At 69.4% G+C, this 24,719-nt stretch carries 24 protein-coding genes; 9 read left to right on the top strand and 15 right to left on the bottom strand.

What is annotated here, in order from left to right; genetic code table 11:
- Positions 1–36: 36 nt before the first annotated feature.
- Genes pgsA through uvrC form a run of 3 tightly spaced genes read right to left on the bottom strand, consistent with a single transcriptional unit; the run spans position 37 to position 3,066 of the window.
- On the bottom strand, positions 37–603 hold the full coding sequence (gene pgsA, locus AB7U92_RS01790) for a CDP-diacylglycerol--glycerol-3-phosphate 3-phosphatidyltransferase (RefSeq protein WP_428574119.1): 567 nt from the start codon (positions 601–603) through the stop codon (positions 37–39).
- A 53-nt stretch (positions 604–656) separates the two neighbouring features.
- A complete protein-coding gene (locus AB7U92_RS01785) occupies positions 657–1,157 on the bottom strand; it encodes an energy transducer TonB family protein (protein WP_428574117.1) in 501 nt (166 codons plus the stop codon).
- Positions 1,144–3,066: an excinuclease ABC subunit UvrC gene (gene uvrC, locus AB7U92_RS01780; protein WP_428574115.1), complete on the bottom strand. Its 1,923-nt coding sequence runs from the start codon at positions 3,064–3,066 to the stop codon at positions 1,144–1,146. The genes AB7U92_RS01785 and uvrC overlap by 14 nt, the downstream gene beginning before the upstream one ends.
- Positions 3,067–3,100: 34 nt before the next feature.
- Here uvrC and earP point away from each other — a divergent pair, with 34 nt between their 5' ends.
- The 4 genes from earP (at position 3,101) to mnmC (ending at position 7,729) form a co-directional block, all read left to right on the top strand.
- Positions 3,101–4,153, top strand: coding sequence for an elongation factor P maturation arginine rhamnosyltransferase EarP (gene earP / locus AB7U92_RS01775; RefSeq protein WP_428574113.1), 1,053 nt, complete (start codon positions 3,101–3,103; stop codon positions 4,151–4,153).
- A gap of 64 nt (positions 4,154–4,217) precedes the next feature.
- Positions 4,218–4,769, top strand: coding sequence for an elongation factor P (gene efp / locus AB7U92_RS01770; RefSeq protein WP_428574111.1), 552 nt, complete (start codon positions 4,218–4,220; stop codon positions 4,767–4,769).
- A 69-nt stretch (positions 4,770–4,838) separates the two neighbouring features.
- A complete protein-coding gene (locus tag AB7U92_RS01765; protein WP_428574109.1) occupies positions 4,839–5,777 on the top strand; it encodes a heme-dependent oxidative N-demethylase subunit alpha family protein in 939 nt (312 codons plus the stop codon).
- Positions 5,774–7,729: a bifunctional tRNA (5-methylaminomethyl-2-thiouridine)(34)-methyltransferase MnmD/FAD-dependent 5-carboxymethylaminomethyl-2-thiouridine(34) oxidoreductase MnmC gene (mnmC, locus tag AB7U92_RS01760; RefSeq protein ID WP_428574107.1), complete on the top strand. Its 1,956-nt coding sequence runs from the start codon at positions 5,774–5,776 to the stop codon at positions 7,727–7,729. The genes AB7U92_RS01765 and mnmC overlap by 4 nt, the downstream gene beginning before the upstream one ends.
- Here the strand turns inward: mnmC and AB7U92_RS01755 are convergent.
- Together AB7U92_RS01755 and rpiA are read right to left on the bottom strand one after the other, a co-directional pair.
- Positions 7,695–7,874 (bottom strand): hypothetical protein, encoded by a 180-nt coding sequence (locus AB7U92_RS01755; protein ID WP_428574105.1) that lies wholly within the window; start codon positions 7,872–7,874, stop codon positions 7,695–7,697. The two genes, mnmC and AB7U92_RS01755, sit on opposite strands and share 35 nt — an antisense overlap.
- Before the next feature lie 89 nt (positions 7,875–7,963).
- Positions 7,964–8,623 carry a ribose-5-phosphate isomerase RpiA gene (gene rpiA, locus AB7U92_RS01750; RefSeq protein ID WP_428574103.1) on the bottom strand — a complete coding sequence of 220 codons (660 nt, stop codon included), beginning with the start codon at positions 8,621–8,623 and terminating at the stop codon, positions 7,964–7,966.
- Between the two features lie 73 nt (positions 8,624–8,696).
- On the opposite strand from rpiA, the gene AB7U92_RS01745 reads away from it, so the two are divergent.
- The gene (locus AB7U92_RS01745) at positions 8,697–9,737 is read left to right on the top strand and encodes a quinone-dependent dihydroorotate dehydrogenase (protein WP_428574101.1); all 1,041 of its coding nucleotides are present in this window, start codon (positions 8,697–8,699) and stop codon (positions 9,735–9,737) included.
- Between the two features lie 15 nt (positions 9,738–9,752).
- Here AB7U92_RS01745 and AB7U92_RS01740 read toward each other — a convergent pair whose 3' ends face one another.
- Positions 9,753–10,391, bottom strand: coding sequence for a 3-oxoacid CoA-transferase subunit B (locus AB7U92_RS01740; RefSeq protein ID WP_428574099.1), 639 nt, complete (start codon positions 10,389–10,391; stop codon positions 9,753–9,755).
- Position 10,392: 1 nt separating this feature from the next.
- Positions 10,393–11,103, bottom strand: a complete 711-nt coding sequence (locus tag AB7U92_RS01735) for a CoA transferase subunit A (RefSeq protein ID WP_428574097.1) — start codon at positions 11,101–11,103, stop codon at positions 10,393–10,395.
- A gap of 79 nt (positions 11,104–11,182) precedes the next feature.
- Here AB7U92_RS01735 and AB7U92_RS01730 point away from each other — a divergent pair, with 79 nt between their 5' ends.
- Entirely contained in the window at positions 11,183–11,746 is a 564-nt protein-coding gene (locus AB7U92_RS01730; protein WP_428574095.1) for a LuxR C-terminal-related transcriptional regulator, read from the top strand.
- A gap of 7 nt (positions 11,747–11,753) precedes the next feature.
- Here AB7U92_RS01730 and AB7U92_RS01725 read toward each other — a convergent pair whose 3' ends face one another.
- The 3 genes from AB7U92_RS01725 to AB7U92_RS01715 are packed head-to-tail and all read right to left on the bottom strand — an operon-like array spanning position 11,754 to position 13,635.
- Positions 11,754–12,173: an acyl-CoA thioesterase gene (locus AB7U92_RS01725; RefSeq protein WP_428574127.1), complete on the bottom strand. Its 420-nt coding sequence runs from the start codon at positions 12,171–12,173 to the stop codon at positions 11,754–11,756.
- A gap of 17 nt (positions 12,174–12,190) precedes the next feature.
- Positions 12,191–12,850 carry a YceH family protein gene (locus AB7U92_RS01720; RefSeq protein ID WP_428574093.1) on the bottom strand — a complete coding sequence of 220 codons (660 nt, stop codon included), beginning with the start codon at positions 12,848–12,850 and terminating at the stop codon, positions 12,191–12,193.
- Positions 12,851–12,852: 2 nt separating this feature from the next.
- Positions 12,853–13,635, bottom strand: a complete 783-nt coding sequence (locus tag AB7U92_RS01715) for an SDR family oxidoreductase (protein WP_428574091.1) — start codon at positions 13,633–13,635, stop codon at positions 12,853–12,855.
- A gap of 171 nt (positions 13,636–13,806) precedes the next feature.
- On the opposite strand from AB7U92_RS01715, the gene AB7U92_RS01710 reads away from it, so the two are divergent.
- Positions 13,807–15,492 carry an electron transfer flavoprotein-ubiquinone oxidoreductase gene (locus AB7U92_RS01710; protein WP_428574089.1) on the top strand — a complete coding sequence of 562 codons (1,686 nt, stop codon included), beginning with the start codon at positions 13,807–13,809 and terminating at the stop codon, positions 15,490–15,492.
- 6 nt (positions 15,493–15,498) lie between these two features.
- Here AB7U92_RS01710 and AB7U92_RS01705 read toward each other — a convergent pair whose 3' ends face one another.
- Entirely contained in the window at positions 15,499–17,409 is a 1,911-nt protein-coding gene (locus AB7U92_RS01705) for a M48 family metalloprotease (RefSeq protein ID WP_428574087.1), read from the bottom strand.
- Positions 17,410–17,536: 127 nt separating this feature from the next.
- On the opposite strand from AB7U92_RS01705, the gene AB7U92_RS01700 reads away from it, so the two are divergent.
- A complete protein-coding gene (locus AB7U92_RS01700; protein WP_428574085.1) occupies positions 17,537–18,055 on the top strand; it encodes a DUF882 domain-containing protein in 519 nt (172 codons plus the stop codon).
- A 10-nt stretch (positions 18,056–18,065) separates the two neighbouring features.
- Here the strand turns inward: AB7U92_RS01700 and AB7U92_RS01695 are convergent, their stop codons facing one another.
- The 3 genes from AB7U92_RS01695 to AB7U92_RS01685 are packed head-to-tail and all read right to left on the bottom strand — an operon-like array spanning position 18,066 to position 21,965.
- Complete coding sequence (locus AB7U92_RS01695; protein WP_428574083.1) at positions 18,066–19,517, bottom strand: L,D-transpeptidase family protein; 1,452 nt, start codon at positions 19,515–19,517, stop codon at positions 18,066–18,068.
- Complete coding sequence (locus AB7U92_RS01690; RefSeq protein ID WP_428574081.1) at positions 19,514–20,305, bottom strand: enoyl-CoA hydratase; 792 nt, start codon at positions 20,303–20,305, stop codon at positions 19,514–19,516. The genes AB7U92_RS01695 and AB7U92_RS01690 overlap by 4 nt, the downstream gene beginning before the upstream one ends.
- A 10-nt stretch (positions 20,306–20,315) precedes the next feature.
- Complete coding sequence (locus AB7U92_RS01685; RefSeq protein ID WP_428574079.1) at positions 20,316–21,965, bottom strand: acyl-CoA synthetase; 1,650 nt, start codon at positions 21,963–21,965, stop codon at positions 20,316–20,318.
- 92 nt (positions 21,966–22,057) lie between these two features.
- On the opposite strand from AB7U92_RS01685, the gene AB7U92_RS01680 reads away from it, so the two are divergent.
- The gene (locus tag AB7U92_RS01680) at positions 22,058–23,839 is read left to right on the top strand and encodes a response regulator (RefSeq protein WP_428574077.1); all 1,782 of its coding nucleotides are present in this window, start codon (positions 22,058–22,060) and stop codon (positions 23,837–23,839) included.
- Here the strand turns inward: AB7U92_RS01680 and AB7U92_RS01675 are convergent.
- A partial coding sequence (locus AB7U92_RS01675; protein WP_428574075.1) for an O-acetylhomoserine aminocarboxypropyltransferase/cysteine synthase family protein occupies positions 23,836–24,719 on the bottom strand: 884 nt, incomplete at its 5' end. The two genes, AB7U92_RS01680 and AB7U92_RS01675, sit on opposite strands and share 4 nt — an antisense overlap.

The raw sequence follows: 24,719 nt of genomic DNA, 5'->3' as shown, positions 1-24,719 counted from the left end.
CCCGCAGCAGCAGGCGCGAGTCGGCGCCGGACACCGTCAGCGCGCCTTGGCGCGAATTTCCGGCAGCGCCTTCTGCAGGTAGTAGACCATCGACCAGATCGTCAGCACCGCGGCGACGACGATCAGCACCGTGCCCCACAGGTGCGTGTCGATCAGGCCGAACAGCCACCCGTCGTAGAGCAGGAACGGGATCGCGACCATCTGCACCACGGTCTTGAGCTTGCCGATCATGTGCACGGCCACGCTGCGCGAAGCGCCGATCTGGGCCATCCACTCGCGCAGCGCCGAGATCGCGATCTCGCGGCCGATGATCACCAGCGCCACCAGCGCGTGCAGGCGGTTCAGGTGCACCAGCACCAGCAGCGCGGCGCAGACCAGGAACTTGTCAGCCACCGGATCGAGGAACGCGCCGAACGACGAGGTCATGTTCAGCCGACGCGCGAGGTAGCCGTCGAGCCAGTCGGTCAGTGCGACGACGACGAACAGCACCGTGGCCAGCAGGTTCTGCAGGCCCGGTTCGAGCTGGAGATAGAAGACGCCGACGATCAGCGGGATCGCGACGATGCGAGCCCAGGTCAGCAGGGTCGGCAGGTTGAAGAACATCGGCCCGATTGTGCCGAAGTTCTTCGCCTCGCCTGCTGCGGGCCGCGCAGGGCCTACAGCTGGCCTTCGGTCAGCGTGTCGAGCTGGAACTTGCCGCTCTTGTCGACCAGCCAGGTGTCGGTGTAGCGCACGGTGCCCATGCGCGCCGGCGCGGGCAGCGGAGAGGCCTTGCGGATCAATTCGCGCACCCGCGCCGTGACCTCGGGCGCATGGCTCGGCGCGCGCAGCATGCGCACGTCGCGCACGTTGCCGTTCGAGTCGACCTCGGTCTCGACGACGGCGATGGCATACAGAAGCGGCGGCAGCTTGCCCTTGTAGATGCTGTCCGGATAGGCCGCGTAGATGACGCGCGCGGCATCCTGACGGTAAGCCTTCTCGTTGGTGGCCTGAGATACGCGCCGGTTCGTGGGTGCGGCCGGAGCGGCCGCCGGCGGCGCCGGAGCGCGGGCCACCGGCGCTGGCGCCGGCGCACGCGGCGGCGGTGGGCTGGTACAGCCGGCGAGCCACGCCAGGGTGGCCAGGGCCAGCCCCACCTTCGGTTCAATGCAACGCACGATAGATCTCCTCTGCGAGTTCCCTCGAAATGCCGTCTACGCTGGCGAGGTCGTCGACGCTCGCCTGCCCCACCCCGCGCACGCCGCCGAAGCGCTGCAGCAGTCTCGCACGCTTGCGCGGCCCGACACCGGGAATCTCCTCCAGCCGGCTGCCTCCTGTGCGAACACTGGCACGGCGCGCACGCATTCCGGTGATGGCGAAGCGGTGCGCCTCGTCGCGGATCTGCGCCACCAGCATCAGTGCCGCCGAGTCGCGACCGAGATACACCTTGGGTCGGCCGTCGGCGAAGACCAGTTCCTCCAGGCCCACCTTGCGTCCTTCACCCTTCTCGACGCCGACGATCAGGCCGAGGTCGATGCCGAGTTCCTCGAACACCTCGCGCGCCATGGCCACCTGTCCGCGGCCGCCGTCGACCAGCACCAGGTCGGGCAGGCGTGCGGCGCCACTGGCCGCGCCCTCGGCGAGCTTGGCATAGCGCCGCGTGAGCACCTGGCGCATGGCGGCATAGTCGTCGCCGCCGGTGATGCCTTCGATGTTGTAGCGACGGTACTGCGCGTTCTGCATGCGATGGTTTTCAAACACCACGCACGATGCCTGGGTGGCTTCGCCAGCGGTGTGGCTGATGTCGAAACACTCGATGCGAAAGGTGTCCAGGTTCTCCACGGCGAGATCGAGTGCGTCGACCAGTGCGCGCGTGCGCGCCTGCTGCGAGCCCTCCTCGGCCAGCAGCTGGGCCAGCTTGAGCCGTGCGCCCTGGATGCACATGTCGAGCCAGGCGCGGCGCGCCTCGCGCGGCTGGTGCTGGGCGGTGACGCGCACACCGCATTGCGCGGACAGCACCTCGAGCAGCGCCTTGTCGACCGGATGGCTGAGGATCAGCAGCGGCGGCACCGGCGCGTCGAGGTAGTGCTGGGCGATGAAGGCCTCGAGCACCTGCACCTCCGGAGGGGACTGGGTCGCGCCTTCCTCTTCGTCGCCTGCACCGACCACCGTGCCGTCTTCGACGTGCGCCGGGAAGTAGGGGCGGTCGCCGAGGTGTCGCCCGCCGCGCACCATTGCCAGGTTGACGCAGGCCTTTCCGCCTTCCAAGCGCACGGCGAGCACGTCGGCGTCCTTGGTGGTCACGCCGGTGTTGTCCTCCACCGCCTGGCGGTGCAGCACGCGCGAGAGCGCGCCGATCTGGTCGCGGATCTCGGCAGCCTTCTCGAACTGCAGCGCATCGGCGTGCGCCATCATCTGGGCCTGCAGTGCGTCGAGCGTCTCCTGCTCGCCGCCGAGCAGGAATCGTTCGGCATTGGCGACGTCGCGCGCGTAGTCGGCCGCGTCGATCATCTTCACGCACGGCCCCGAGCAGCGCTTGATCTGATAGAGAAGGCAGGGCCGGGTGCGGTTGGCGAAGACGGTGTCCTCGCAGGTGCGCAGCCGGAACACCTTCTGCAGCAGCTGGATCGATTCCTTCACCGCCCAGGCACTTGGGTAGGGCCCGAAATAGCGGTGCTTCTGGTCGACCGCGCCTCGGTAGTAGGCCATGCGCGGAAAGGTGCCCGAGACGATCTTCAGGTAGGGGTAGCTCTTGTCGTCGCGGAACAGGATGTTGTAGCGCGGCGCGAGCGTCTTGATGAGGTTGTTCTCGAGCAGCAGCGCCTCGGCCTCGGAGCGCACCACGGTGGTCTCCATGCGCGCGATCTTGCCAACCATGTGGCCGATGCGCGTGCCGCCGTGGTTCTTCTGGAAGTAGCTCGAGACGCGCTTCTTCAGGTCGCGCGCCTTGCCGACATAGAGCACATTGCCTTGCGCGTCGAAGTAGCGGTAGACGCCGGGCAGCCCGGGCAGCGCGGCGACGTCGTCGAGCAGGCGCGCTCGAGCCGCGTCGTCGGGGACGTCGGGCGTGTCGGTCGTGGGCTCCATCGCGGCGGATTATCGATCCGTATCATCGGTGCCCATGAGGTGGGACCTGTTCTGCCGCGTCGTCGACAACCATGGCGATCTCGGCGTGTGCTGGCGGCTGGCGGCCGATCTCGCGGCGCGCGGCGAGATGGTGCGGCTGTGGGTCGACGACGCCACGGCGCTGTCGTGGATGGCGCCTGCAGGGGCGGCCGGCGTGGAAGTGCAGCCGTGGCCCGCACGGGATCCCGGTGTCGAGCCGGGCGACGTGGTGGTCGAGGCCTTCGGCTGCGAGCTTCCGCCGTTCTTCGTCGGGCGCATGGCCGCACGAAGCCTCGCGCCGGTGTGGATCAACCTCGAATACCTCAGCGCGGAGGACTACGTCGAGCGCAGCCACCGCCTGCCCTCGCCGCAGCCGAATGGCCTCACCAAGTGGTTCTTCTACCCCGGATTCACTCCGCGAACCGGTGGTCTGCTGCGCGAGCCGGGGCTGATCGAGTCGCGCCGGGCCTTCGACGCCGCGGCCTGGCGCAGCGCGCACGGCGTTCACCCCACGCCGGGTGAGCGACTGGTGAGCCTGTTCTGCTATGCCAACGCCGCCCTGCCCGCACTGATGAAGGATCTCGCGCGCGAGCCGACGCTGCTGCTGGCCACGCCCGGGCCGGCGGCGCAGCAGGCCCGTGCCGTTCTCGGGCCATCAGGCCAGCTCGGCGCGTTGCGCTGCATCGAGTTGCCCTTCCTGACCCAGCGCCACTTCGATCGGCTGCTGTGGTCGTGCGACCTGAATTTCGTGCGAGGCGAGGATTCGGCGGTGCGCGCGATCTGGGCCGGCGTGCCGTTCGTGTGGCAGTTCTACCCCCAGCAGGACAACGCGCACCTGGCCAAGCTCGAGGCCTTCCTGTCGCGCTACCGGGGCGAACTGCCTGCCGGCGGTGGCGAGGTCTGCGCCGCGTTGTGGCGTGCCTGGAATGGAGCGTCGCGCTGGCCCGGCCTGCCCGATGCGAAGTCCACCGCCGCGTGGCAAGCGCACGCCCTGTCGTGGCGCGATCACCTCGCCACCCAGGCCGATCTGTGCACCCAGCTGGCCGGTTTCGTGCGCGAAAAGCGGTAGAATCGCGAGTTTTGCGCCAGTCGGGAAAACGCTGCCCGGGGCGCCTGCCACACCGAAAGTCATCATGAAGATCGCACAGGAAATCCGCGCCGGCAACGTGATCATGCAGGGCAAGGACCCGATGGTCGTGCTCAAGACCGAGTACAGCCGCGGTGGCCGCAATGCCGCCACCGTGCGCATGAAGCTGAAGAACCTGCTCAACAGCTCGGGCACGGAAGTCGTCTTCAAGGCCGACGACAAGATGGACCAGATCATCCTCGACAAGAAGGAGTGCACCTACTCCTACTTCGCCGATCCGATGTACGTCTTCATGGACACCGAGTACAACCAGTTCGAGGTCGAGGCCGAAAACATGGGCGATGCCATCAACTACCTGGAAGACGGCATGGCCGTCGAGGTGGTGTTCTACGACGGCAAGGCGATCTCGGTCGAGCTGCCCACCTCGGTGGTGCGCGAAGTGACCACCGAGCCGGCGGTCAAGGGCGACACCTCCGGCAAGGTGATGAAGCCGGCGCGCATCGCAACCGGCTTCGAGATCGCGGTGCCGCTGTTCGTCGAGAACGGCGACAAGATCGAGATCGACACCCGCACGCACGAGTACCGCAAGCGCGTCTGACGCGCGCGGGCTGCGAGCCACGATCGGGCGCCTTCGGGCGCCCGTTTGCTTGTTGGGCATCATCGCGCCATGGCCTTCGACTTCGCCGCCGTCACCGCGCCCTTTCGCATGCAGCCCGGGCTGCGCGCGCTCGCCCCCGGCGCGGCCCAGCTCACGCCCAGCCGGCCGGGCGAGCGTGCGCTCGAGGAGAAGCTGGCCGTGCTGACGCAACACGCGGATCAGGCCCTGCTCGCGGCCCCCGGCTTCCAGGCTGGTGCCGCGCTGCAGGCGCTGTGCGCTCACGCCGAAGCCGAGCACCCGCAGGCCCTGCAGCGCAATGCCGACGGGGTGCGCGCACCCCTGCTCGGCTGGGGGCTGCGCGGTGACGTGGTGGTGGGTGACGGCCCCGCCGAGATCGGCCGCTGCCTCGGCGCGCTGCCCGCGCCGTGGCGCCTCGCCGGTCTGCTCAGCCTGGCCTTCGCCGAGGACTTCGCGGTGATCGACGGGCAGACCGCCACCATCCCGTGGCTGGCGGTGTGCCTGCCCTCGCACTGGTCGCCGCAGGAGAAGATCGGCCGGCATTTCGCGCAGGTCCACGCGCCAGTGGCCGACAACCGGCTGCTGCTCGCCGCTTCGGACCACCTCGCGCGGCTGGTGACCGGCACGCAGCGCTGGGAACGCTTCGTCTGGACGATCACGCCCGAGGTGCGGCTCGACATGCACCCCCAGCGCACGCCGAAGCGGCTCTGGCCCGAAGACGCCGACGCGGAGGGTCTGGCGCGCAGCGCTTTCCTGCGCACCGAACGACAGACCTTCATTCCCCTGCCCGAGTCGCACCAGGCCATCTTCACCATCCACGTCGAGAGCGGGCCGCTGGCCGAGGTGGTGACGGCAGCCGATGAGGCCGCCGCACTGCATGCCGCTCTGGCCACGATGAGCGAGGCGGTGCTGGCCTACCGCAGCCTGGCCCCGGCGCGAGACCGCCTGCTGGAGTGGCTGGCCGCGCGCGCCGGCGGCGCGGCCCGATGAAGTCGTCGCCGATCGTCCCGGCCCGCATCGTCGCTTCGCCCGACGGTCTGCCCTTTGCCACCGACTTCGCCGATACCTACCACCCGCGCTCCGGGGCACTGGCGCAGGCGCGGCACGTCTTTCTCGCCGGCAACGGCTTGCCCGAACGCTGGCGCGGCCGCGAGCGTTTCGTGATCGCCGAGACCGGCTTCGGCCTGGGCAACAACTTCCTCGCGGCCTGGGCGGCCTGGCGAAAGGATCCGCAACGCAGCGCGCGGCTGGACGTCGTCTCGGTTGAGCTGCATCCGCCCACGTGCGACGACCTGCTCGCCTGGCCGCGCGATGCCGACATCGCTCCGCTGGCCGACGAACTGCGGCGCCAATGGCCGCCGCTCACGCACAACCTGCATCGACTGGCGTTCGACGACGGCCGGGTCACGCTGCACCTGGCGCTCGGCGACGTGTCGCAGTGGCTGCCCGAATGGGTGGCGACCGTCGATGCCTTCTTCCTCGACGGCTTCGCGCCAGACCGCAATCCGGCCATGTGGGATGCGCGCCTGTTCAAGGCGCTTTCGCGGCTGGCTGCACCAGGGGCGACGGCAGCCACCTGGTCGGCCGCAGGGACGGTGCGCGAAGGTCTGCGCCTGGCCGGGTTCGAGGTCGGCAAGGGGCCCGGCCAAGGCGGCAAGCGCGACATCACGCTGGCCCGGTTCGCGCCGGTGGGCGCAGTGCGCTCGACACCGCCGGGGCGGCCGCGAGTGCGCGCGGTCGAACGCCATGCGCTGGTCGTTGGCGGCGGGCTCGCCGGCTGCGCCGCAGCGTGGGCGCTCGCGGAGCAGGGCTGGCGCAGCACCGTGCTCGACACGCACGCCGAGCCCGCGAGCGAGGCCTCGGGCAATCCCGGCGGCCTGTTCCATGGCGTGCTCACGCCCGACGACGGCGTGCACGCGCGCTGGCACCGTGCTGCGGCGCTCGCCTTCGAACCCGTGGCGCGCGCCGCCGTCGGGGCCGGGGTTCCGGGCGACGTGAATGGACTGCTGCGGCTCGAGCCTGAATCCCCCGGGCTCGGCGCGATGAACGCCCTGCTGCGCCGCCACGGCCTGCCGCCCGCGTATGCGCAGGCGCTGTCGGCCGAGGAAGCTTCAGCGCGTGCAGGCATCGCGATCCGCCATCCGGCGTGGTTCTACCCCGGCGGCGGCTGGATCTCGCCGCGTGACCTGGCTCGATGGTTCCTGCGCAGTGCCGGTGACGCCGTGGCCTGGTGCGGCGGCGTTGATGTCGGTGCGCTGCGGCAGGACGGCCGCGACTGGTGCCTGACCGACCGCGACGGCCGCGAGCTGGCACGGTCGCCGACCGTGGTGCTGGCCAATGCGGGTGATGCCCTGCGCCTGGCCGGCACTGAAGATTGGCCCATCGAGCCGCTGCGCGGCCAGGTCTCGTTCGCGCCCGCGGCGGGCATCGCCTTGCCGCGGCTCCCGCTGGCGGATGCGGGTTATGTGCTGCCCGCCGTCGACGGGCTCGCGCTGTTCGGCGCCACCGCACAGCGAGCCGACCCCAACGCCGCGGTACGCGAATCCGACCACGCCGAGAACCTGGCGAAGCTGTCGCGCCTGCTCGGCGTGAGCGTCACCGTGCCAGGGGCGACGCTACAAGGGCGGGTGGGATGGCGCTGGACGGCGGCCGACCGCCTGCCGGTGATCGGTGCCCTGCCGGATCCGGAACGACTGGGTGTGGGTTCGGCCGATCAGCCGCGGCTGCTGCCGCGCCGCGAGGGCCTGTTCGTCTTCACCGCGCTCGGTTCGCGTGGCATCGGGGTGTCGGCGCTGGGGGCGCGCCTGCTGGCGGCGTGGGTGACGGGCGCGCCGTCGCCGGTGGAGGCCAGCCTGATGGACGCCGTCGATCCCGCGCGCTTCGCGGCGCGGGCGCGGCGCAAGCCGGCTACTGGGAGCCGGTCTCCGGCTGCGGGGGGCTGACCTCGGCCTCGTCGGCGGGCGCCTCGCCTTCGCCAGACGGGCCGCCGGTCTTGCGCGCGGCCTTCTCGCGGGCCTTCTCTTCCTTCTTCTGCTTCTTGGCCAGCTCGCGCTGGCGCTTCTCGTACGAATAGTTCGGTTTGGCCATGCGGCGTCCTTCCAGGCTGCGGCGGTCGTGCCTGCTGGCACCCCTGCCGCGAGGTTACGCGCTTTTCGGCGCCGCGCGGCGCCTCGCGCTCAGAAACCGAGTGTCTTGACGCCCTGCGGCGTGCCCAGCAGGCACACGCTCGCGCGATGACGGGCGAAGATGCCCACCGTCACCACGCCGGGCCATTGGTTGATCTCCTGTTCGAGGGTGAGCGGGTCGGTAATCGCGAGGCCCTTGACGTCGAGGATGCAGCCGCCGTTGTCGGTGACCACGCCTTCGCGCAGCACCGCCTGGCCACCCAGCGCCTCGAAGCGCCGCGCGACCTGAGAGGTCGCCATCGGGATCACTTCCACCGGCAGCGGAAAGCGCCCGAGCGTCTTCACCAGCTTGGATTCGTCGGCGATGCAGACGAAGCGCTCGGCGAGGTCGGCGACGATCTTCTCGCGCGTGAGCGCCGCGCCGCCGCCCTTGATCATGTGGCCGCCGTGGTCGATCTCGTCGGCACCATCGATGTAGACGGGGATGCGATCGACGCTGTTGCTGTCGAGCACGGTGATGCCGTGCGCCTGCAGGCGCTGGGTGCTCTTCTCGCTGCTGGAGACGGCACCGGCGATGCGCTCCTTCATCGTCGCCAGCGAATCGATGAAGCAGTTCACCGTCGAGCCGGTGCCCACGCCGACGATGCTGCCGGGTTGCACGTAGGCCAGCGCGGCCTGGCCGACGAGGGCCTTGAGTTCGTCCTGGGTCATGGGCGGGGAGGTCGAGACGCGACGGTTTGAGACAATCGCCCGATTATCCCGGACCCCTGCAGACCGCTTCCCCATGGCCTTCGTCCCCTACCCGCTCGCACGTTCCTTCCTCTTCGAGCTGGATCCGGAGAAGGCGCACGACCTGACGCTCGGCGCGCTGGCGCGCATCCAGCACACGCCACTGGTGTGCACGATCGCGCAGCCACGCGTCGACAACCCGGTGACGGTGGCCGGCATCCGCTTCCCCAACCGCCTCGGCCTGGCCGCCGGCCTGGACAAGAACGGCCGCTGCATCGACGGGCTGGGCGCGATGGGCTTCGGATTCGTCGAGGTCGGCACGGTCACGCCCAAGGCGCAGCCGGGCAACCCCAAGCCGCGCATGTTCCGCCTGCCCCAGGCGCGTGCGCTGATCAACCGGCTGGGCTTCAACAATGACGGGCTCGATGCCTTCCTCGCCAACGTCAAGCGCGCCAGCTTCCGCAGCCAGGGCGGCATCCTCGGCCTGAACATCGGCAAGAACGCGGCGACGCCGATCGAAAGCGCCGTCGACGACTACCTGATCGGCCTGGCCGGCGTCTATGCCCACGCCGACTACGTGACGGTGAACATCTCCAGCCCCAACACCAAGAACCTTCGCGCGCTGCAGAGCGACGAGGCGCTCGATGCGCTGCTCGCCGCGCTGCAAGAACGCAAGGCGGCGCTGCAGCGCGAGCACGGCCGCAGCGTGCCGATGTTCGTGAAGATCGCGCCGGACCTGGACGAATCGCAGGTGAAGGTGATCGCCGCGATGCTGAAGAAGAATGGCATCGACGGCGTCATCGCCACCAACACCACCATCGCCCGCGATGCGGTCAAGCACCTGCCGCACGGCGAGGAGGCCGGGGGCCTGTCGGGCGCGCCGGTGTTCGAAGCCAGCAACCGGGTGATCCGGCTGCTGCGCGCCGAACTGGGCAGCGCCTACCCGATCATCGGCGTGGGCGGCGTGATGAGCGGCGCCGATGCCGTCGCCAAGCGCGAAGCCGGTGCAGACCTCGTGCAGATCTACACCGGCTTCATCTACGGCGGGCCGCCGCTGGTGACCGAAGCCGCGCGCGCACTGAAGGCGCACGGCTGAACCTTCAGACGCTGCTCACTGCAGCGTCACACCCGTTTTCGATTGCACCTCGTCGCGGGTCACGCCCGGCGCGAGTTCGACGATCTTCAGGCCGTGCGGCGTCACGTCGAGCACCGCCAGGTCGGTGATGATGCGGTCGACCACACCGACGCCGGTCAGCGGCAGCGTGCACTGCGGCAGGATCTTCATGTCGAAGCCGCCGTCCTTGCGGCGCGCCACGTGCTCCATCAGCACGACCACGCTCTTCACGCCGGCCACCAGGTCCATCGCACCGCCCATGCCCTTGACCATCTTGCCCGGGATCATCCAGTTGGCCAGGTCGCCCTTCTCGCTGACCTGCATGGCGCCGAGGATCGACAGGTTGATCTTGCCGCCGCGGATCATCGCGAAGCTGTCGTGGCTGCCGAAGATGCTCGAGCCCGGCAACGTGGTCACGGTCTGCTTGCCGGCGTTGATCAGGTCGGCATCGACTTCGCTGTCGTCGGGGAACGGGCCGATGCCGAGCATGCCGTTCTCGCTCTGCAGCCAGACAGTGATGTTCGGGTCGACGAAGTTGGCCACCAGCGTCGGCAGGCCGATGCCGAGGTTCACGTAGAAGCCGTCGGCGAGTTCCTTGGCGGCACGGGCCGCCATCTCGTCATGGGTCCAGGGCATGTCAGGCTCCCTTCGGGTTCTGCTTGGTGGTGCGCTTCTCGATGCGCTTCTCGGGCTTCGCGTTCAGCACGATGCGGTGCACGTAGATGCCGGGCAGGTGCACGGCATCGGGGTCGAAGCTGCCGGTCTCGACGATCTCCTCCACCTCCACCACGCTGATGCGCCCGGCCATGATCACCGCCGGATTGAAGTTGCGCGCGGTGCGCCGGAAGATCAGGTTGCCGCTCTTGTCGGCCTTCCAGGCCTTGCCGAGGGAGACATCCGGCACCAGCGAACGCTCCATCACGTAGGTGTGGCCGTCGAACTCGCGCGTCTCCTTGCCCTCGGCCACCAGCGTGCCCACACCGGTGCGCGTGAAGAAGGCCGGGATGCCGGCGCCGCCGGCGCGCAGCTTCTCGGCCAGCGTGCCTTGCGGCGTGAACTCGAGTTCGAGTTCGCCGGCCAGGTACTGGCGCTCGAACTCCTTGTTCTCGCCCACGTAGCTGGAGATCATCTTCTTGATTTGCCGCGTCTCGAGCAGCTGGCCGAGGCCGAAGCCGTCGACGCCGGCGTTGTTCGAGATCACGGTCAGGCCCTTGGCCTTGGAGTCGCGCAGCGCCGCGATCAGCGCCTCGGGAATGCCGCACAGGCCGAAGCCGCCCACGGCGAGCAGCTGCCCGTCGTGCACGATGCCTTCGAGCGCCTTGGCTGCGCTCGGGAACACCTTGTTCATCGAATCGTCTCCTGGTCGGATGAGAAGCCGCGCAAGCGTACTACGTAGCGCATTACGTAGCGCTACGTAGAATTGATTAATGCCTTCCCCGCAACTGGATTACCGAACCGCCTTCGACCTTGCTCCCGTGGGCATGGTGCTGTCGCGCAACCGCCTGATGGTGGACTGCAACCGCCAGGTGCTGGAGATGTTCGGCGCCGAGCGCGAGCAGCTGATCGGCCAGAGCTTCGAGGTGCTCTACCCCACGCACGACGAGTTCGAGCGCACGGGCGAGCGAATCGCGGCGAGCCTCGACGCCCAGGGCTGGTACAGCGACGAGCGGGTGATGAAGCGCGTCGACGGCCCGCAGCGTGGCGAGCTGTTCTGGTGCCATGTCTCCGGCAGGGCGCTCGACCCGGCGCAGCCGCATGCGGCTGGCATCTGGGTGTTCGAAGACCTCTCCGCGCGCCGGCGCCTTGCCGTCGACCTGACGCCGCGCGAACGCGAGATCGCCGCGCTGCTGATCGAAGGGCTCACGAGCAAGCTGATCGGCAAGAAGCTCGATATCAGTCCGCGGACGGTGGATGTCTACCGCGCCCGGCTGATGAAGAAGCACCGCGCGGCGACGACGCCGGAACTGGTGCAGAAGCTGCTGCGCGCCTGAGAAAAGCTCAGCCCACGATCTCGCGGATCCAGTCGGGCAGCGGCACCGACTTCTGCTTCGGGAAGTCCACCCACACCGTCTTGGCGCCGCCCTCGGTGTAGATCACGCCGGGCTGGTCGGTGCGCTCCAGCGTCATGAAGGTGTCGAAGCTGGTACGGCCGGGGTTGGCCACGTAGTGCTTCGCCAGCACCTCGCCGGGGTACTCGATCTGGCGGATGAAGCTGCAGAAGGCGTTGACGATCACCGGCCCCACGCCCTGCGGCCCCGGCACCGCGCCGATCTTCTGAAACCAGTCGATGCGCACGGTCTCGAAGTAGCGGAAGTAGATGGTGTTGTTGACGTGGCCCATCGCGTCCATGTCGCCCCAGCGGATGGGAATCACCATCTCGTGCACCAGCTTCTTCTGTTCGGGCAGGTGGAATCGCAGCATCGTCCGGATCTCGTTCAGGGTCTGGCCACGCCGAGTTCGGCATAGAGCCGCTCGACGAGCGCGCGCAGTTCGCTCACTTCGGCCTGCAATGCGTCATGGCGCGCCTTCAGCGCCGAGATTTCGCTGGTGGCCACGATCTCGTCGGGTGCGGCGGCCGGCATCGCGCTGACATCGACGGGGCCGGCGAGCAGGTGCGTCCAGCGCGGCTCGCGGGCGCCGGGGGCACGCGGCAGCTTCAGCGCCAGCGGCCCGCCCTTTTCCTCCGACCTCGCGGCGAGCTCGTCGAGAAAGGCCTCGACCGACGAGGTGTCGGCGAAGCGGTGCAGCCGTTCGCAGTTGGCACGCAGCTCGGAGGCCGTCTGCGGCCCGCGCAGCATCAGCACCGCCAGCAGCGCCACCGATTGCGAGGGCAACCCCAGCACGCGGCCGGTGTTGTGCTCGTAGCGCGCCACGCGCGAGCCGCTGCTCTCGAACACCAGGCTGAGCACGCGCAGCGAATCGATGGCGGCCTGCACCTCGGCCTCGCTGGCATTGAGCACCGGATCGCGCGCCGTCTTCTGGTTGCAGCCCAGCGTCAGCGAATTGAGCGACAGCGGGTAGCTGTCGGGCACGGTGTGCTGCTTCTCGACCAGCACGCCGAGCACGCGGGTTTCGAGAAGCGAAAGTGGTCGCATCGTCAGACAGCGAAGCCGTCGTCCGCCTGGATCACCGCTCCGTTGATGAAGTGGCTCTCGTTGGCCACCAGCATCAGCAGCGTGGTGTCGAGGTCCTGCGGCTGGCCGACGCGCTTGCGCGGCAGCATGTCGATCAGCTTCCTGCCCTGCTCGGTCTGCCAGTGGTGGTGGTTGATCTCGGTGTCGATGTAGCCGGGGCAGATCGCGTTCACGTTGATGCCGTAGCGGCCCCACTCCAGCGCCATGGCGCGGGTCATGTGGATCACCGCCGCCTTGCTCATGCAGTACACGCCGATCTGGCCGAGCACGCGCAGCCCGGCCATCGAGGCGATGTTGACGATGCGCCCGCCGGTGAAGGTGCCTGGCGCCGAACCCTTGGCGCGGCCCAGCATGCGCTTGCCGACTTCCTGCGCGACGAAGAAGGCGCCCTTGGTGTTGGTGTCGAAGACGAAGTCGTAATCCTCTTCCGTCACGTCGACCAGCTTCTGCGTGGTGCTGACGCCGGAATTGTTGATCAGGATGTCCAGCGTGCCCATCTCGGTCTCGGCGTGGGCCACGGCCGACTTGATGCTGTCCAGGTCGGTCACGTCGAGCTCGACCACGTGCGCGTCGCCGCCGCCGGCCTCGATCTCGGCGCGCAGCGTCTTCAGCCGCTCGATGCGCCGGCCGGCCAGCACCACCGCGCAGCCCGCCTTGGCCAGCGTCTTGGCGAACTGCGTGCCCAGGCCGCTGGACGCGCCGGTGACCAGGGCCACGCGGCCGGAAAGATCGATGCTGTAGCTCATGCAGACTCCGTGTTCGGACTTCGTTGGCGAGGGACGATAGCACGCGGTTTCAGCCTCCGATCCTCTGTCGCACGCGTGACTTCGAGTGCTGCATCCAGCTTATCGAACGATCGTGCTTTTTTGTCCCTCCAGCCCGTAGAATCGACCGCAGTCCGACCTTCAGGAAGCCCGATGAGCCCGCAAGAGATCCTCGAACAATACGGCCCGCGCGAAGCGATGGAATACGACGTGGTGGTGGTCGGCGGCGGCCCTGCCGGCCTGGCCACCGCGATCCGCTTGAAGCAACTGGCCGCGCTCGAAGGCGGCGAGGTCTCGGTGGTTGTGCTCGAGAAGGGATCCGAGCCGGGCGCGCACATCCTCTCGGGCGCCACGATGGATCCGCGCGCCATCACGGAGCTGTTCCCGAACTGGCAGGAGCTGGGCGCGCCGCTGAACCAGCCGGTCACCGCCGATCGTTTCCTCTTCCTCAGCGAGAACGGCGCCAAGGCCACGCCCGAGTGGCTGCTGCCCGACTGCTTCAAGAACCACGGCAGCTACATCATCAGCCTGGGCGCGGTGACGCGCTGGCTGGCCCAGCAGGCCGAGTCGCTGGGCGTGGAGATCTTCCCCGGCTTCGCCGCTGCCGAGGTGCTCTACAACGACGATGGCTCGGTCAAGGGTGTGGCCACCGGCAACATGGGCGTGGGCAAGGACGGCCAGCCGCACGACGGCTTCCAGATCGGCATGGAACTGCACGCCAAGTACACGATCTTCGCCGAAGGCGCACGCGGCCACCTCGGCAAGCAATTGATCGAACGCTTCAAGCTCGACGCCGGCCGCGACCCGCAGAGCTACGGCATCGGCCTGAAGGAGCTGTGGGAGATCGACCCGGCGAAGCACCAACCCGGCCTGGTGGTGCATACCGCCGGCTGGCCGCTGGAGCCCGACACCTATGGCGGCTCGTTCCTGTACCACGCCGAAGACAACAAGGTGGCGCTGGGCTTCGTGGTCGGCCTCGACTATGCGAACCCCTGGCTGAGCCCCTTCGAGGAGTTCCAGCGCTGGAAGACGCACCCGGAGATCCGCAAGTACCTCGAAGGTGGCAAGCGCATCGGCTACGGCGCGCGCGCCATCACCGCGGGCGGCCTGCTGAGCCTGCCCAAGACGGTCTTCAAGGGCGGCGCACTCGTCGGGTGCGATGCGGGCTACCTCAACGCCAGCCGCATCAAGGGCAGCCATGCGGCGATCAAGACGGGCATGCTGGCGGCCGAAGCCGCCTTCGCGGCGCTGAAGGCCGGCCGGGCGCACGACGAGCTGACCGACTACCCGAAGGCCTTCAAGGAGAGCTGGCTCTACGAGGAGCTCGACCGTTCGCGAAACTTCAAGCAGTGGTTCAAGAAGGGCCGCAGCACCGCCACGCTGATGACCGGCATCGAGCAGTGGCTGCTGCCCAAGCTGGGCTTCAAGGCGCCGCCGTGGACCATCCACCGCACCGCCGCCGACCACACGTACCTCAAGCCGGCGGCCGACTGCCCGCAGATCGCCTATCCCAAGCCCGACGGCCAGCTCACCTTCGACCGGCTCAGTTCGGTGTTCATCAGCAACGCCAACCACGAAGAGAACCAGCCGTCCCACCTGACGCTACGCAAGAGTGACGTGCCGGTCGCCATCAACCTGGCGAAGTACGCCGGCCCCGAAGGCCGCTACTGCCCGGCCGGGGTGTACGAGTTCGTCAAGAACGACGACGGCTCCGACCGCTTGCAGATCAACGCGCAGAACTGCGTGCACTGCAAGACCTGCGACATCAAGGACCCGACGCAGAACATCGTCTGGGTCACGCCCGAAGGCGGCGGCGGCCCCAACTATGCCGGCATGTAGCCGCCCTCAGCGCCGGCTGGCATAGAACTGCGCGCCCGGCACGGCCAGCATCTGCGCCACCAGCGGCTTGCGCGCCTTGTCGGCCCAGTAGGGGTGGGCCAGGTCGATGACCATGAACGGGCACGGCAGGTCGATCCGATCACGCAGCTCGGCCCACCAGCTGTCGGCGTCGGGCTGGCCCAGGCCCTTGGCGCGCTCGACGATGACCAGCAGGAAGCGCCAGTGCGGCGCGGCGTCATCGGTCTTGCGCACCACGAAGGCCCGGCCGGCGGCGCGTTCGCCGCGCAGCAGGTCCTGCAGCGAGCGCAGCACGCGGCGGCTGAGCTGCGCCGGCTCGAAATGCTGCGGTCGCTCGAAGTCGTGCAGCGCCTGCATGGCCTCGGTCGCCTCCGCATCGCGCTGCTTGAGCAGTTCGCGCCACTTCTTCAGTTCGTCGAAGCGCTCGCGCCGCTCCAGCCACGCTTCCACCCGTGCGGCGGTGCTGAAGGCCCAGGGGTGGTTGCCCTGCTCGGCCACGCCGCGCAGCAGGCGGGCGCCCTCCTCGCTGCGCGCCGCATCCGCGTCATCGACGAGCAGCATGCCCAGCTCGTAGCGGCCGGCCAGGTCGTCGGGCCGCTGGTCCACCAGACGGCGAAGCACGGCTTCGCCGGCGGCCTCGCCGTCGAGCAGCCGCGCGGCGCGGCCCCACAGCAGGTGGTCGTCGGGGTCGATCGGGCCGGTGGCGTTCTCCTTCTCGAGCTCCTCGATCAGGTGTCGCTGCCCGTTGGCCCAGCGGTGGCGCTCGCTCCACAGGCGAGCCACCTCCTCGCGCCAGCGCGCGTCGAGCCGGGCGATCCACTCCTTCAGCGTGCTGCCCAGCAGCGCCTGCGCGGCCGACAGCTCCGCGGCCTTCGGCAAGGCCGGCTTGACCTCAGCGAAGGCGAGACGGTCGCGCAGCGAAGGATGGGTGTCGTCGACGTCGGACAGCCGCTTGAGGCTGTCGGCCAACCAGTCGGGGGCCTTGGCATGCGACAGGCTGGCCGGCATGGCATCGAACAGCACCCGGTAGGGGCGCTCGGTCGCCGGCGATGGCGTGGAGGCTGCGCGGCGCCAGACGGCCGGCCAGAACTCCTCCTGTAGGTAGCGCGCCTGCACCTCGATCGCCTGCAGGCCCTCGGCGGCCGGCTGCGTGCCGACGACGCGATGGGCTGCGCGGTCGGCCTCGTACTCCTGCTGCCGCGACAGCACGAAGGCCCGGGCATTGAAGCGCGGGAAGAAGTGGCGGAAGAAGAAGGCCAGCACCAGGTCGGCGACGTTGCCTCCGAGGCTGGCGCGTTCGCGCGCCATGGCCAGCAGGTACCAGCTGCGCCGCGTGCGGTAGATCCACTGGCCGAGCTTGCCGTGGGCACTGTGCAGGTGGCCGAACTCGTGGGCGATGACGGCGCCGAGCTGGCGTGTCGACAGGCCCATCATCAGCGGCAGGCCGAGGATCAGGTGGTTGCGGTGCCAGCCCAGCAGACCCAGGCGCGGCTGCTGCCACACCGCGGCATTGAGTTCGCCGTCGATCAGCACCTGGTCCGGGCGCGGCGCGCCGGTCTTGCGGCGCACCTTCTCGATCAGCTCGAACAGCCGCGGCGCGTCCGCTTCGGTGACCGGCAGCCCTTGCGGCGCCTGCGGCCGCATCCACAGTGCGCGAAGCAGCGAGAACAGCAGCGAGGCGCAGCCGAGCACGAGCATGATCTTCCAGCCCTGCACGCGGCCGTGGATCATCTGCTGCACGCCCCACCACAGCCCCCAGGCCGAGGCGGCCAGCGTCAGCAGGATCGCCGCATAGCCGAACAGCGCCATCGCGACGGTCAGCTTGGCGAAACGCTGCGGGTCGTCGCGGCTGTCGTGCTCGTAGGCCGCGACCAGCCGCCGGAATGACGCGTCGTCCATCGGGCCTCGACTCCTCGATCGTCATCTTGCAGGCCCCGCGGCGTGTTCACTTTGTCACGAGTGATCGACGTCAAGTTGTTCACACAATCGAACCTGGGGATTGGCATCGACCGATACACTCGGGGGCATGTCGCGATTCACCCGCCGCCACTTCGTGGCCGCCCTCGCCGCCGCCCCCGTGCTGGCGCGCGCCCGCAGCACCGAGCCGCGTGTGCTGACCTTCAACCACCTGCACACCGGTGAGCGGCTCGAGGTCGAGTATTTCAGCGCCGGCCGCTACCTGCCAGACGCGCTCGACGAGGTCAATCGTCTGCTGCGCGACTTCCGCACCGGCGACGTGGGCGCGATGGACCCGGCCCTGCTCGACCTGCTGCATGCGCTGCGCTCGCGCACCGGCAGCCGCAAGCCCTACGAGATCATCTCCGGCTACCGCTCGCCGGCCACCAACCGCATGCTGCACGAGCGCAGCAACGGCGTGGCGACGAAGAGCCTGCACATGAGCGGCCAGGCCATCGACATCCGCGTGGCCGACGTGCCCCTGGCCAGCCTGCGCCAGGCCGCGCTCACGCTGCAGCGTGGCGGCGTGGGCTACTACCCCGGCTCGAACTTCGTTCACGTCGATACCGGGCGCGTGCGCGCCTGGTGAGGCCGAGCGCTCAGCGTGAGCGGCGCGCCTTGAGCGCGCGATCCAGGGCCGCGTCGTGGCCGTACAGGTCTTCGGCCAGGTGCAGCAGGCCATCGTCGGGCGACACGGCCGCAGTCAGGTAGTAGAGCAGCACCGGCACCGGTGATGTCAGGTTGACCTGCTGCGTCTTCGTGCCGTTCATCGCGGCGGCGATCTGCCCGGCGTTCCAGGCCGGCTGGTCCTTCAGCAGCCACTGCGCCAGCGCGGGTGGGTTCTCCACCCGCACGCAGCCATGGCTGAAGTCGCGCCGGCTGCGTGCAAACAGCTCCTGCGCCGGCGTGCCGTGCAGGTAGACGTTGTCGTCGTTGGGGAAGATGAACTTCGCCAGGCCGAGCGAGTTCTTCGGCCCGGGCCGCTGGCGGATGCGCAAGGCACCCGCACGCGCGCCTTCCAGCGCTTCCGGCGTGGCGGCAACCGGCCTGGCATCGTCGCCCTGCCCGCTGACGATCTCCATGTCGTGACGGATCAGGTAGCCCGGATCGCGCGCAATGGCCGGCAGCACCTCGTTGCGCAGGATGGAGCGCGGCACGTTCCAGTACGGGCGGAAGATGAGGTGCGTCATCTCGTCGGCGAATACCGGCGTCTGCGTGCGCACGGCGCGCCCGACGATCACGCCCATGGACAGCGCCGGCGCCGATTCGGCGGCGCCGCCGTCCCAGGCCCACAGGCGGAACATCGGAATGTTGATCGCGATCACCGGCCGGCCGCTGCGATGCGGCAGCCAGCGCAGCCGCTCCAGGGCGAGCTCGATCTGGCGAACGCGCTGGGCCGGCGCGACGTTCAGGGCCGCCAGCGTGCCGCGCCCGATCACGCCGTCGGACTCCAGTCCGTGCCGAGCCTGGAATCGGCGCACCGCCTCGACCAGCATTCCGTCGTACTGGGTGGCCGAGACGGCGACATCGGCAGCCAGGTCGGCCATCGCCACCAGACGATCCCGCAGTGCCGCCGTGCCGGCATACGGCTGGCCCGGCTCGAGCCTTTTCGAGATCGGCGGCAGCGCGGGCCACGCCGGGCCGCCTGCCATCACGCGGTAGCGGCCCAGCATCTCGCGCAGCTGGCGATACTGCGCCAGTGGCGGCACCAGCTTCTGGACGGCGAGTTGAAGGCGTCCCGCGGCCAGCGCCTCCGTCAGGGCCGATTCGACCACCGCGCCGTCCTCGGGCGCACCGGCGACGCGGAAGCCGAGGTCAGCCGGCCTAACGCGGCCGAACTGCAGGTGATGCAGGTAGCGGCGGAAGGCTTCCTCGATGGCGCCCGCGCGGTAGTCGTCGGGATCCAGCCCGTCGGCCGCCGCGCCGTCGAGGATCTGCCGCGCTTCACGCCGCAGTGCCTCGGGCCAGGCTGCCACCGGCTCGGCCGCCCACGAAGCGCGCGGCAGCAGCCCCGCCGCGCCCGCCAGCGCGAGCAGTCCGCGCCGCCTCAATGCGGCTGGCCCCAGCGCGGCGGGCGCTTGTCGATGAAGGCCTGTACGCCTTCCAGCGCGCTGTCGTCCATCATGTTGCAGGCCATGGTCTGGCCGGCGTCGTCATAGGCGGCGGCGATGCCCTTCTCCAGCTGCCGGTAGAACAGCGCCTTGCCCATGGCCAGCGCCACGCGCGGTTTGGCGACGATGGACGCGACCAGCGACTCCACCGCGGCGTCGAGCTGGTCGGGCTCGGCCACGCGGTTGACCAGGCCCTTGGCCTGCGCCTCGTCGGCGGAGATGAAGGCGCCGGTGACCAGCATCTCGAAGGCTGCCTTGCGCGGCAGGTTGCGCGACAGCGCCACGCTCGGCGTCGAGCAGAACAGGCCGAGGTTGACACCGCTGACGGCGAATCTCGAATCCCGGCTGGCCACGGCCAGGTCGCACATCGCCACCAGCTGGCAGCCCGCGGCGGTGGCGATGCCGTGCACGCGCGCGATCACCGGCACCGGCAGCTTCTGGATTGCCAGCATCATCTGCGCGCACTGCGCGAACAGCTTCTGGTAGTAGTCGAGCGAGGGCTCGGCGCGCATCTCCTTGAGGTCGTGGCCGGCACAGAAGGCCTTGCCTGCCGCGCCCAGCACCACCACGCGGGCCGAGTCGTCCTTCGCGATCGCATCCAGCTCGGCCTGCAGCGCCGACAGCATGTCCTCGGACAGCGAGTTGAAGGCATTCGGCCGGTTCAGCGTCAGCCGCACCACGCCGCGCGCATCGGTCTCGCGCAGCACCAGCTTGTCGTTCGTGTCCATCACGGTCTCCTCATTCGATGGCGGAAGCGCTCTTGGCCCGCTCGCGCAACTGGAACTTCTGGATCTTGCCCGTGGAGGTCTTCGGAATGGCCTCGAAGCGGATCTCCCTGGGCACTTTGTAGCCGGCCAGCAGGCCCTTGCAATGGGCGATCAGTTCCTCGGCGCTGGCACTTGCGCCGGGCTTGAGCTCGACGAAGGCCAGCGGCGTCTCGCCCCATTTCTCGTGCGGTCGGGCCACCACCGCACAGGCCATCACCGCCGGGTGCCGGTACAGCGCGTCCTCGACCTCGATCGAGCTGATGTTCTCGCCGCCGCTGATGATGATGTCCTTGCTGCGGTCCTTGATCTTCACGTAGCGGTCGGGCTCCATCACCGCCAGGTCGCCGGTGTGGAACCAGCCACCGTGGAACGCCTTGGCCGTGGACGCCGGGTTCTTCAGGTAGCCCTTCATGACGATGTTGCCGCGGAACATGATCTCGCCCATGGTCTGGCCGTCGGCGGGTGTCTCGGCCATCGTCTCCGGATCGAGCACGGTCATGCCCTCCTGCAGCACATAGCGCACGCCCTGGCGGCCGTTCAGGCGGGTTTGCTCCGACAGGCTCTCCTGCGCCCAGCTGTCGCGCTTGACCGCTACCGACGCCGGGCCGTAGACCTCCGTGAGGCCGTAGACGTGGGTGATGTCGAAGCCGATCTTCGCCATGCCTTCGATCATCGCCGCCGGCGGCGCCGCACCGGCCACCATGCCGCGCACCTTCTGGCGGATGCCGGCGCGCAGTTCCTCGGGCGCGGCGATGATCAGGTTGTGCACGATCGGCGCGGCGCAGTAGTGGTCGACGCCGTGCTCGCGCATCGCGGCGAGGATGGCCGCCCCCTCGACCCGGCGCAGGCACACGTGCACGCCGCCGAGCATCGCCACCGTCCAGGGGAAGCACCAGCCGTTGCAGTGGAACATCGGCAGCGTCCACAGGTACTTCGGGAAGTGCGGCATGGTCCAGGTGGCCGCGTTGCACACCGCGTTCAGGTAAGCGCCGCGGTGGTGGGTCACCACGCCCTTCGGGTCGCCGGTGGTGCCCGAGGTGTAGCTCACGGCGATGGCATCCCATTCGTCCTGCGGGCCGTCGAGCAGGGGCAGCGGCGCGTGCGCTGCCAGCAGCGCCTCGTATTCATGGGTTCCCAGGCGGTCACCGGGCCCGGCGTACTCGCTGTCGCACACGTCGATGACGACCGGCGTACGGCCGTGCTCCGTTTTCAGGATGCGCAGCGCCTCACCCATCACCGGCGCGAACTCGCTGTCGGTGATCACCACGCTGGCCTCGCAGTGGTTCATCTGCCAGGCCAGCAGCGGCGCATCGAGCCGCGTGTTGAGCGTGTTGATCACCGCGTTCAGCGCCGGAATCGCGTAGTGCGCCTCCACCATCTCCGGCGTGTTCGGCAGCATGGTCGTCACCGTGGTGCCGCGCACCACGCCGAGCTCCCGCAGCGCGGCGGCCAACCGGGCGGAGCGCTCGCGCAGCATGCGCCAGTCGTAGCGGCGCGCGCCGTGGATGACTGCCGGCAGGTCGCCGAACACCTCGGCGCTGCGCTCGACGAAGCTCACCGGGCTGAGCGCGGCGAAATTGGCGGGGTTCCGGTCGAGGTGCTGGTCGTAGATGCTGCTCATGCGCGTCGCCCTTGCTGCTGGGGTTTTCCGGGGAATCTTACGCGCCGCGGCGGGCCGGGCGGGGGCGAGAATACCCACCAGCAGTACCCGCCATGCCCAGCGCCGCCTTCAGCCCGCCCGCCGCGAACGCCCCCGGCCTCGACGCCCAGGTGCGCGGAGCCCAACTGGAGATGGTGGTCGACCGCTCGCGCTCGTCGAACCTCATCAGCGTGCCCTTTGCCGGCGTGGTGGTCTGGGTGCTCTGGGGCACGATCGACCATCGGCTGCTGCTCGCTTGGCTGGCACTGAAGACGGCCGGCAGCGCAGTCCGCATTGCCGTCACCATGGCCTTCGATCGCAGTCGTCCGGAAGGCGTCGAGCGCTGGGGGCAGCGCTTCATCGTCGCCATCGCCCTCGACAGCGCCGTCTACAGCCTGTTAGGGACCTTGCTGCTGCCGGTGCACGACCCGGCGCTGATGGCCACGATGATCGCCACGCTGCTGGGCATCGCCTCCATCGGCCTGGTGGTCCTGTCGATGAGCTTCGCGGCCTCGCTGGCGCTGACCATGCCGGTGATCGTGCCGGCGATGATCCTGCAGTTCACCCGCGGCGAGGCGTTGTCCACCTACATCGGCATCGGGATGGCGGTCTTCCTCGGCCTGGTGCTCGTGGAAGGACGGCGCGCCGCCGAGCACACCCGCGCGATGCTGCGCCTGCGCTTCCAGATGGACGACCTGGCCCGCCAGCGGCAGCAGGCGCTGGACGAGGCGGAGCGCAGCAATGCGGTGAAGAGCCAGTTCCTGGCCACGATGAGCCACGAGATGCGCACGCCGTTGCACGGCCTGCTCGGGCTGACCCGGCTGCTGCAGCAGCAGGCCGACGGCCTGCCCGCCGATCGGCTGGCCATCCTCGAGCGCACCGGCGAGCACCTGCTGGCCATCATCAACGAGGTGCTGGAGTACGCCCGCATCGAGAGCGGCCACCTGCGGCTGCAGGCGCAGGCCTTCGACCTGCGCGCACTGCTCGGCTCGGTGATCGAGCTCATGCAGGCCGCGGCGATCGAGAAGGGCCTCACCCTGCGCTTCGTCGACGAGTTGCCGCACGGGGCGCACTGTCTCGGCGACCCGCATCGACTGCGTCAGGTGCTTCTGAACCTGGCCGGCAACGCGGTGAAGTTCACCGAGCGCGGTGTCGTCACGATCACCGCCGCACGGGCCGCAGACGGTGCCTTGTGCATCGACGTGGCAGATACCGGCCCGGGGGTTCCCGAGGCCGACCGGGAGCGAATCTTCGACGCCTTCCGGCAGCTCGACGGCTCGTTCGCGCGCCGGCACGGCGGCACCGGCCTGGGGCTGACGATCTCGCGCCACCTCGTGCAGGCGATGGGCGGCTCGCTGGTCTGCCTGGGCGCGCCCGGCGGCGGCGCGCTGTTCCGCCTGCTCGTCGCCCTGCCGGCGACGAGCGCGCCGGCAGGGCCCGCGGTGGCAGCCGCCGCCGACAGCGGCCTGTCGCTGCGCGGCCGTGTGCTGCTGGTCGAAGACAACCCGGTCAACGCGATGGTGGCCGAGGCGGCGCTGCAGACGCTCGGCCTGGCCGTGCACAGCGTGGGCGATGGCGAGCAGGCCGTGGCCTGCGCCACGAGCGAGGACTTCGACCTCATCCTGATGGACTGCCAGATGCCGGGCATCGACGGCTTCGAGGCGACGGCACGCATCCGCCGGCACGAAGAGGCGTCGGCAAGGCGCCGCACGCCCATCGTCGCACTCACCGCCAACGCGATGAGCGGCGACCGCGAGCGCAGCCTGGCCGCCGGCATGGACGATCACCTCGCCAAGCCTTTCCGCGCCGAGGAACTCGCCGCGCTGCTTCGGCGCAGGCTGCCGCCGGCCGCCTAGGCGCTGGCGGCTGCCAGTGCCTGGTCAATATCCCAGAGGATGTCGTCGATGTGCTCGAGGCCGACCGACATGCGCACCATGTCGGGCGTCACGCCTGCCGCGCGCTGCTGTGCCTCGTCGAGCTGGCGGTGCGTGGTCGAGGCCGGGTGGATGATCAGCGTGCGGGTGTCGCCGATGTTGGCCAGGTGGCTCATGAACTGCGCTGACTCGATGAACTTCACGCCCGCCGCCTGACCGCCCTTCACCCCGAAGGCGAGCAGGCCGGAAGCGCCGCGCATCTGGCGTTGCACCAGGCCGTGCTGGGGATGGTCGGGCAGCCCCGGGTAGTTGACCCAGCTCACCTGCGGATGGGCGCGCAGGAACTCGGCCACGCGCAGCGCGTTGCTGCAGTGCCGCTCCATGCGCAGCGGCAGCGTCTCGATGCCCTGCAGGATCTGCCACGCGCTGGTGGGGGCCAGCGCGGCGCCGTACACGCGCAGCGTCTCCATGCGCGCGCGCATCGTGAAGCCGAAGTCGCCGAAGGTCTCGTAGAACTTCACGCCGTGGTAGCCCGGCGAGGGCTCGGTCATGCCGGGGAACTTGCCGTTGTCCCAGGGGAACTTGCCGCTCTCGACGATCACGCCGGCCAGGGTGGTGCCGTGGCCGCCGAGATACTTGGTGGCGGAGTGAACGACGATGTCCGCCCCGTGGCGGATCGGCTGGCACAGGAACGGCGACGGCACCGTGTTGTCGATCACCAGCGGCAGGCCGTGGGCATGGGCCACGTCGGCCACCGCGGCGATGTCGAGCACCGTCAGGCTGGGGTTGCCCAGGCTCTCGGCGAAGATCGCGCGCGTATTGGGCTGGATGGCGGCGGCGAACGCGGCCGGATCGGTGGCGT

The organism is Piscinibacter sp. (assembly GCF_050175855.1).
Lineage (GTDB): Bacteria > Pseudomonadota > Gammaproteobacteria > Burkholderiales > Burkholderiaceae_C > Piscinibacter.
The sequence above is the reverse complement of the archived record's forward strand: the minus strand, read 5'-3'. Positions and strand labels throughout refer to the sequence as shown.

Excerpts from the sequence above, each read along its gene's own strand:
- AB7U92_RS01680 (WP_428574077.1), top strand. The coding sequence starts at position 22,058 with ATGCCCAGCGCCGCCTTCAGCCCGCCCGCCGCGAACGCCCCCGGCCTC.
- AB7U92_RS01705 (WP_428574087.1), bottom strand. The coding sequence starts at position 17,409 with ATGGACGACGCGTCATTCCGGCGGCTGGTCGCGGCCTACGAGCACGAC.
- AB7U92_RS01730 (WP_428574095.1), top strand. The coding sequence starts at position 11,183 with ATGCCTTCCCCGCAACTGGATTACCGAACCGCCTTCGACCTTGCTCCC.
- AB7U92_RS01740 (WP_428574099.1), bottom strand. The coding sequence starts at position 10,391 with ATGCCCTGGACCCATGACGAGATGGCGGCCCGTGCCGCCAAGGAACTC.
- AB7U92_RS01735 (WP_428574097.1), bottom strand. The coding sequence starts at position 11,103 with ATGAACAAGGTGTTCCCGAGCGCAGCCAAGGCGCTCGAAGGCATCGTG.
- mnmC (WP_428574107.1), top strand. The coding sequence starts at position 5,774 with ATGAAGTCGTCGCCGATCGTCCCGGCCCGCATCGTCGCTTCGCCCGAC.
- AB7U92_RS01690 (WP_428574081.1), bottom strand. The coding sequence starts at position 20,305 with ATGGACACGAACGACAAGCTGGTGCTGCGCGAGACCGATGCGCGCGGC.
- AB7U92_RS01715 (WP_428574091.1), bottom strand. The coding sequence starts at position 13,635 with ATGAGCTACAGCATCGATCTTTCCGGCCGCGTGGCCCTGGTCACCGGC.
- earP (WP_428574113.1), top strand. The coding sequence starts at position 3,101 with ATGAGGTGGGACCTGTTCTGCCGCGTCGTCGACAACCATGGCGATCTC.
- AB7U92_RS01745 (WP_428574101.1), top strand. The coding sequence starts at position 8,697 with ATGGCCTTCGTCCCCTACCCGCTCGCACGTTCCTTCCTCTTCGAGCTG.
- AB7U92_RS01765 (WP_428574109.1), top strand. The coding sequence starts at position 4,839 with ATGGCCTTCGACTTCGCCGCCGTCACCGCGCCCTTTCGCATGCAGCCC.
- AB7U92_RS01700 (WP_428574085.1), top strand. The coding sequence starts at position 17,537 with ATGTCGCGATTCACCCGCCGCCACTTCGTGGCCGCCCTCGCCGCCGCC.
- pgsA (WP_428574119.1), bottom strand. The coding sequence starts at position 603 with ATGTTCTTCAACCTGCCGACCCTGCTGACCTGGGCTCGCATCGTCGCG.
- uvrC (WP_428574115.1), bottom strand. The coding sequence starts at position 3,066 with ATGGAGCCCACGACCGACACGCCCGACGTCCCCGACGACGCGGCTCGA.
- AB7U92_RS01685 (WP_428574079.1), bottom strand. The coding sequence starts at position 21,965 with ATGAGCAGCATCTACGACCAGCACCTCGACCGGAACCCCGCCAATTTC.
- AB7U92_RS01755 (WP_428574105.1), bottom strand. The coding sequence starts at position 7,874 with ATGGCCAAACCGAACTATTCGTACGAGAAGCGCCAGCGCGAGCTGGCC.
- AB7U92_RS01710 (WP_428574089.1), top strand. The coding sequence starts at position 13,807 with ATGAGCCCGCAAGAGATCCTCGAACAATACGGCCCGCGCGAAGCGATG.
- AB7U92_RS01720 (WP_428574093.1), bottom strand. The coding sequence starts at position 12,850 with ATGCGACCACTTTCGCTTCTCGAAACCCGCGTGCTCGGCGTGCTGGTC.
- efp (WP_428574111.1), top strand. The coding sequence starts at position 4,218 with ATGAAGATCGCACAGGAAATCCGCGCCGGCAACGTGATCATGCAGGGC.
- rpiA (WP_428574103.1), bottom strand. The coding sequence starts at position 8,623 with ATGACCCAGGACGAACTCAAGGCCCTCGTCGGCCAGGCCGCGCTGGCC.